At 64.5% G+C, this 6,685-nt stretch carries 6 protein-coding genes; 2 read left to right on the top strand and 4 right to left on the bottom strand.

What is annotated here, in order from left to right:
• The 4 genes from GPA21_RS18475 to GPA21_RS18460 form a co-directional block, all read right to left on the bottom strand.
• Nucleotides 1-2,118: aerobic carbon-monoxide dehydrogenase large subunit (locus GPA21_RS18475; protein WP_168989567.1), on the bottom strand; the 2,118-nt coding region annotated here is incomplete at its 3' end.
• Between the two features lie 18 nt (nucleotides 2,119-2,136).
• Nucleotides 2,137-2,628, bottom strand: a complete 492-nt coding sequence (locus GPA21_RS18470; RefSeq protein ID WP_168989566.1) for a (2Fe-2S)-binding protein — start codon at nucleotides 2,626-2,628, stop codon at nucleotides 2,137-2,139.
• Between the two features lie 17 nt (nucleotides 2,629-2,645).
• Nucleotides 2,646-3,509 carry an FAD binding domain-containing protein gene (locus tag GPA21_RS18465; protein WP_168989565.1) on the bottom strand — a complete coding sequence of 288 codons (864 nt, stop codon included), beginning with the start codon at nucleotides 3,507-3,509 and terminating at the stop codon, nucleotides 2,646-2,648.
• A gap of 184 nt (nucleotides 3,510-3,693) precedes the next feature.
• The gene (locus GPA21_RS18460) at nucleotides 3,694-4,470 is read right to left on the bottom strand and encodes a PAS domain-containing transcriptional regulator (RefSeq protein ID WP_168989564.1); all 777 of its coding nucleotides are present in this window, start codon (nucleotides 4,468-4,470) and stop codon (nucleotides 3,694-3,696) included.
• Nucleotides 4,471-4,713: 243 nt separating this feature from the next.
• Here GPA21_RS18460 and GPA21_RS18455 point away from each other — a divergent pair, with 243 nt between their 5' ends.
• Complete coding sequence (locus GPA21_RS18455) at nucleotides 4,714-5,388, top strand: hypothetical protein (RefSeq protein ID WP_168989563.1); 675 nt, start codon at nucleotides 4,714-4,716, stop codon at nucleotides 5,386-5,388.
• Between the two features lie 44 nt (nucleotides 5,389-5,432).
• Nucleotides 5,433-6,461, top strand: a complete 1,029-nt coding sequence (locus GPA21_RS18450) for an XdhC family protein (protein ID WP_168989562.1) — start codon at nucleotides 5,433-5,435, stop codon at nucleotides 6,459-6,461.
• Nucleotides 6,462-6,685 lie beyond the last annotated feature (224 nt).

Below are 6,685 nucleotides of genomic sequence, written 5' to 3'. Positions count from 1 at the left end.
CAGGAGCTGGCCCATGGCCACCGCGAAGCCCTCGGTGAGGCCGCCGTGGATCTGCCCGTCGATGATCATCGGGTTGATCCGGGTGCCGCAGTCGTCCAGCGCGTAGAAGCGTCGGATCTTGGTCTCGCCTGTGGCCTTGTCGATGTCGACCACGCACAGGTAGATACCGAACGGGTAGGTGAAGTTGGGCGGATCGTAGTAATGCACCGCCTCGAGCCCCGGCTCCAGCCCTTCCGGCGGCTGGTTGTAGGCCGCCCAGGAGATGTCCTTCATGGTCTTGAAGCGACTGTCGTCGCCACGGACCTTGAATCGGTCCACCTCCCACTCGAGATCGCCTTCGGCCACTTCCAGCAGGTGGGCCGCGATCTTGCGTGCCTTGGCGTGGATCTTGCGCGCCGCCATCGCGATCGCGGCGCCGGCGACCGGCGTCGAACGCGAACCATAGGTGCCCAGACCGTAGGGCGCGGTGCTGGTGTCGCCCTCCTCGACCTGAATCACCTCGGAGGAGATCCCCAGCTCGGTGGCGATGATCTGCGCGTAAGTGGTCTGGTGGCCCTGGCCCTGGGTGATCGTACCCATGCGCGCGATCGCGCTGCCGGTGGGATGCACCCGGATCTCGCAGGAGTCGAACATGCCCACGCCGAGGATGTCGCACATCTTGCTCGGCCCGGCGCCGACGACTTCAGTGAAGGTGACCAGACCGATGCCCATCAGCGTTGGCGAGTTCGGATCGGCCCGCTTGGCCGCCTGCTCGGCACGCAGCCCCTTGTAGTCGACCGCGTCGAGCACCTTCTGCAGCGCGGTGTGGTAGTCGCCGGAGTCGTACTCGAAGCCGAACGGCGAGGTGTAGGGGAACTGGTCCTTGCGGATGAAGTTCTTCGCGCGGATCTCGGCCTTGTCCATGCCCAGCTTCTGCGCCAGCACGTCGACCATGCGCTCGATGAGATACACCGCCTCGGTGACCCGGAACGAGCAGCGGTAGGCCACACCGCCGGGCGCCTTGTTCGTGTAGACGCCCTTGACGCTGCAATGCGCCGCCGCGATGTCGTAGGAGCCGGAACAGATGTGGAACAGGCCGGCCGGGAACTTGGTCGGGTCGGCGCAGGCGTCGAAGGCGCCATGGTCGGCCACCACCTCGACGCGCAGGCCGGTGATCTTGCCGTCCGGCGTCGCGGCGAGTTCGCCGGTCATGTGGTAGTCACGGGCGAAGGCGGTGGCGGACAGGTTCTCGATGCGATCCTCGACCCACTTGACCGGACGGCCGAGCACGATGGAGGCGACGATGGCACAGACATAGCCGGGATACACGCCGACCTTGTTGCCGAAGCCACCGCCGATGTCCGGCGAGATGATGCGAACCTTGGACTCCGGAATGCCGGACAGCAGCGACACCACGGTGCGCACCACGTGCGGCGCCTGGCTGGTGATCCAGGTCGTGAGCTCGCCGCGCACCGGATCGAAGCTGGCCACGCAGCCGCAGGTTTCAAGCGGGCACGGATGCACGCGCGGGTAGAACATGTCCTGCTTCACGGTCACCGGTGCGTTGGCGAACGCGGCGTCGGCCGCGGCCTTGTCGCCGGCTTCCCAGGTGAAGATGTGGTTGTGATGGGTGCGGACGCCGTGGGCGCCTTCGGTCTTGCCGGCGAGATCCTCGCGGATCACCGGCGCGTCCGGCTTGAGCGCGTCGAACGGATTGATGACGACCGGCAGCTCCTCGTACTCGACTTCGACCGCCTCGACCGCGTCGGCCGCGATGTAGCGGTCGTCGGCGATGACGATGGCGACCTCCTGCATCTGGAAGGCGACCTTCTCGTCGGCCAGCACCGCCTGCACGTCGCCGGCGAGCGTCGGCATCCAGTGGAGCTTGAGCGGCTTGAGGTCGTCAGCAGTCAGTACTGCGTGCACGCCGGGAATGGCGAGCGCGGCCTCCTTGTTGATGCGTTTGATGCGGGCATGGGCGAGCGGCGAGCGGACGATGTCCATGTGCAGCATCGCCGGCAGCTTGATGTCGTCGACGTAGTTTCCCTTGCCCTGGATGAAGCGCGCATCCTCCTTGCGCAGTCGGGACTCGCCGATGCCCATCAGGGCTTGTTCGCGTTCCTTCAGTGGTGCGTTCATTCTGTCTCCTCCTGCGGGTCAGGCCGTTGCGGTGGCCGGCTCGCGCAGCTTGCGCGCGGCGTACTGGACGGCCTTGATGATGTTCTGATAGCCGGTGCACCTACACAGGTTGCCGGACATGCCGACCCGGATCTCCTCTTCGGTCGGGTCCGGGTTCTCCTGCAGCAGGCGGTAGGCTCGCATCAGCATGCCCGGGGTGCAGAAGCCGCACTGCAGGCCATGTTCCTTGTAGAAGCCTTCCTGCACGGCGTGGAGCACACCACCGGAGGCCAACCCCTCGACCGTCTTGATGTCGGCGCCGTCGCACTGCACCGCGAGACAGGTGCACGACTTCACCGACTCGCCGTCGATATCCACGGTGCAGGCGCCGCAGTGGCTGGTTTCACAGCCGATGTGCGCGCCGGTGAGGCTCAGCTTCTCGCGAAGGAAATGAATCAACAGGGTGCGCGGCTCGACCGCTTCTTCCACCTTGTTGCCGTTGATGGTCATCGAAACCAGTTTCTTGCTCATCTTCGTGTCCCCTTCGGTCAGCGGCAGCGTTCGGCGGCCTGGCGCAGCGCGCGCTTGGTCATCTCGCCGGCCATTGCAGTCTTGTATTCTTCGTCGCCACGCAGATCGGCGGCGGGCTCGGCAACGCCACGTACCAGACGGGCAACCTCATCCAGGGTTGCGGCGTCCAGGGTCTTGCCGACGAGGGACTGCTCGGCATCGCTGGCGCGCAGCGCGGTGGGAGCGACGTTGGTGAGGCCGATGCGCACGCTCGCGACACGGTCGCCGTCCATAGTCATCACCACGGCCGCCGCGGCGGTGGCCCAGTCGCCGGTCTTGCGCTTGAGCTTGGTGTAGGCATAGCCGGTTTTCGGGGCAAAGGGCTGCACCAGGATCGCGGTCAGGATCTCGTCGGCCTCGATGGCGGTGTAGTAGGTGCCGAGGAAGAACTCGGTGGCCGGCACCTGGCGCTCGCCGTTCGGGCCGGTGATCACGAAGGTGGCGTCGAGCGCCATGGCGATGGCGGGATGGTCGTTGGCCGGGTCGCCGTGGGCGATGTCGCCGCCGATGGTGCCGCGGTTGCGCACCTGAGGGTCGGCAATCTGACGCGCGGCCTCGGGCAACAGCGGCACCCTGGTCTTGAGCAGGTCGGACGCGATGAGCTGGTTCTCGGTGGTCATCGCCCCGATTCGGATCTTGCCACCCTCCTCGCTGACACCGCGCAGGGCGTCGATGCGGTTGAGGTCGATCAGCGCGCCAGGTTCGGCGAAGCGCAGCTTCATCATCGGCAGCAGACTGTGACCGCCGGCGAGAATCTTGGCATCGTCGCCAAGCTGCGCCAGCAGTCCGACCGCCTCGGCCACGGTCGACGGCGCGTGGTAGTCAAAGCTCGGTGGGATCATTCGTGTCTCCTCGTTGTGCTTGTATGGCCCCAGACCGGAAAACCCGGAAGGATTCAGGGCTGTTTCAGTCTAGGGTTTGTCCAGGACATTGAAACTGTCAATGAACCAAACCCCGGATGAGGAGCACGAAACGCAGCTTCAGTGCATGAAGTGCAAAACGAGGAGGATTTGCGTTACCGACGCTTCAGCGCCAGCTCACCGTACCGCCGAGGCCGAGGTGTTCCATCAGACGCGAGACGCTGGAACGGGCCACCGGAATCTCAACATCCTCCGGCTGTGCGAGCTTGAGCAAAACCTTGCCGTCGTCGCGCACGATCTGCTCGGCCTGCTCGAGATTGACGATGTAGCTGCGATGCACCCGCAGAAAACGCTCCGGGTCCAGCCTTGCCTCGAGGTCGCCAATGGTGAGGTTGCAGAAGTAGTTGCCGTCCGCCGTCTGCACCCAGGTGTAGTGTCCGTCGGAGCGGATGAACGATACCGAGGCCACATCCACCAGCACGATGCGGTTCTGGCGCACAGTGGGAATCTTGAATAGCTGGCGCTTGAAATCCCGCTTGTTGCTCGCGCTGTCGTCACGACTCACCGCTTCGGTAATATCATGAAAAACAAGCGTATAGCCCTGCACATCACCCTGACTGTCGCTCATGCGCGAAACCTTGATCAGCAACACCCGCTCGGGAATATTGATGATCATGGTCATCGGGGGCGGATTGGATACCGGGCATTGCGCCTGATCGAGCAGAAAGGCTACCTTGGCGCGTGAGATCTCGGGATGGAACTCGGTGACGATCTTGCCGAACGGCTCACGGTCATCGACCGGCAGCGTGCGCCGGGCGAATTCGTTCATGCTCGCAACACGCAGATCGGCGTCCAGGTTGATCACGCCGACGTCGAAACGCTCGAGCATGTACAACCACGAGGCCCCCCCTGCGGCGGACGCGTCGACTGGACAACTGGCCATGGGACACCCTCCTCCGGTGACTGGTCCCACTGTCGGCTGACCGACAGTTAATGTCTCCACCGATGCATTTCGTGCACCGGACTTGCGCATTCGTTCATTGCGGATGCGCTCTTGAATATGTGGATCTATATTAACAGCACTCGTTCCCGGATATTCTTTGTCCAGGACAAATAAAGCAAGCATCCGGAACCGAGCTCAGCTCGCCGGATCGAACTTGCATCTTAGACCACCGGAGGAGACCTGGTGACCACGACCTTGCTGCGATCGAGCATTGGCTCGCAGAAGCACACCCCGCTGTTGCTGCTCGCAATGGTGTCGGTGGCCTATTGGCTGGTCGGCACCTCGCTCGCGGATATCGACTGGGCCCTGCTCGCGCTGACCTGGGCCATGGTGATCTCCGGGTGCATTGCGCTGGTCGCGATCCGCCCGCAGCGCGCGGGACTGTCACCACCTCACGTGATGCTGACCCTCGGCTTTGGCGGCATGGTGGTCGGCCTGAGTTGGGACGTGATGCAGAAAACCGTACCCCTGCTCGAAGACCTCTGTGCCGCGACTGACGGCCTGCCCTTTGGTGCAGCGTTGCAGGCGCATCTGATGTTCTTGCCCGGCATGCACGCCGGCATGATCGCTGGGGGCCTGGCCGCAATTCCGGGTCTGCGCATCCTTCGCCCCGACTGCGGCCGCTACCTGTGCGCCGTGTTCGCGCAGAATCTGATGTGCTCGGCCTGGATGCTCATCGGCATGACCGCCGGCGCATTGTGGCTGTCCCGCATCGCGACCGGTGGCAGCTACGGCCTCACCGAAATGCTGGGCGGCATGTTCGCCGGCATGACCTGGGGCATGGTGATCAGCGTGGCACTGTATCGCGGTTACTTCGTGCTCAAGGACCGGCGCGCCGGCGCAACCGGCAGAGCCTGAGCATCGAATCAGAAACAGAACAAACCCAACGGAGACGACAGAACATGGACAGCACCGACCTCTCGGTACTCAACACCACCATCGATTGGCTGGAAGCCGGTCGCCGCACCGCGCTGGCGACCGTCGTGGAAACCTGGGGTTCGTCGCCGCGCCCGCTCGGCGCCTGGCTCGCGATCCGCGATGACGGCCAGGTGGTCGGCTCGGTCTCGGGCGGCTGCGTGGAGGACGACTTGATCGACCGGGTGCGCAATGGCGAACTCGCGAACGACGTACCGGAACTGGTCACCTACGGCGTGACCCGCGACGAAGCCGCCCGCTTCGGCCTGCCCTGTGGTGGCACAGTACGCATCGTCGTCGAGCCGGAACCTGATCTGGCGACGTTGCGCATCCTGCGCGAACGGATCGCCTCCAAACGCCTGACTGCTCGCGAACTCGATACCTGCACCGGCCGCTCCACCCTGCGCGACGCCACCCGTGGCGACGCCTTCAGCTTCGACGGCCGCGTGATGCGCACCATCTACGGCCCACGGTGGCGGCTGATCGTCATCGGCGCCGGGCAGCTGTCGCAATACGTTTGCGACATGGCGCTGGCGACCGACTACGAACTGATCGTGGTCGACCCACGCGAGGAGTTCGCCGAGGGCCTCGCCAATCAGGCGATCACCTTCCGCCGCGACATGCCGGACGACGCCATCCTCGACCTCGGCGTCGACACCCACACCGCCATCGTCGCGCTGACCCACGACCCCAAGCTCGACGACATGGCCCTGCTCGAGGCACTGAAGTCGCCCGCGTTCTACATCGGCGCGATCGGCAGCCGCACCAACACCGCCAAACGGCGTGAACGGCTCGCGATGTTCGACCTGTCGCAGCACGAGATCGACCGCCTGCACGGCCCCGTCGGGCTGTTCATCGGCGCCCGCTCGCCAGCCGAGATGGCGGTATCGATTCTGGCCGAAATCACCGCCGCCAAATACCAGGTACCCATTGTGCAGAAGCGCGCGATCGCGCAGGACGACCTCGCCCAGCGCCATGATCGGCTCGATGCGATGTCTTCGGCTTGCAGTGTTTGAGTGAACGGACGCGGTGCCAACACCGCGTCCTTTTCGCGGCTTGCGCCGCTCCTACAGGCAATGGACGCACCCCCAGCAACACCGCACCCACCACTTCTGGGAGATGTAATGGACGCCTCCCTCCCCTCTGGGGTGGTGTGAGGCTGCAGGGGTTCAGCAGAGAGGAGCCCTCACGTTACCTGACGGCATCGATGTGCCAAAGTGATGGTGTTGAAACATTCACA

The sequence above is a fragment of the Azoarcus taiwanensis genome (genome assembly GCF_012910885.1).
Lineage (GTDB): Bacteria > Pseudomonadota > Gammaproteobacteria > Burkholderiales > Rhodocyclaceae > Azoarcus_F > Azoarcus_F taiwanensis.
The sequence above is the reverse complement of the archived record's forward strand: the minus strand, read 5'-3'. Positions and strand labels throughout refer to the sequence as shown.

Coding starts and splice junctions, on each gene's coding strand:
- GPA21_RS18470 (WP_168989566.1), bottom strand. CDS start 2,628: ATGAGCAAGAAACTGGTTTCGATGACCATCAACGGCAACAAGGTGGAA.
- GPA21_RS18465 (WP_168989565.1), bottom strand. CDS start 3,509: ATGATCCCACCGAGCTTTGACTACCACGCGCCGTCGACCGTGGCCGAG.
- GPA21_RS18460 (WP_168989564.1), bottom strand. CDS start 4,470: ATGGCCAGTTGTCCAGTCGACGCGTCCGCCGCAGGGGGGGCCTCGTGG.
- GPA21_RS18450 (WP_168989562.1), top strand. CDS start 5,433: ATGGACAGCACCGACCTCTCGGTACTCAACACCACCATCGATTGGCTG.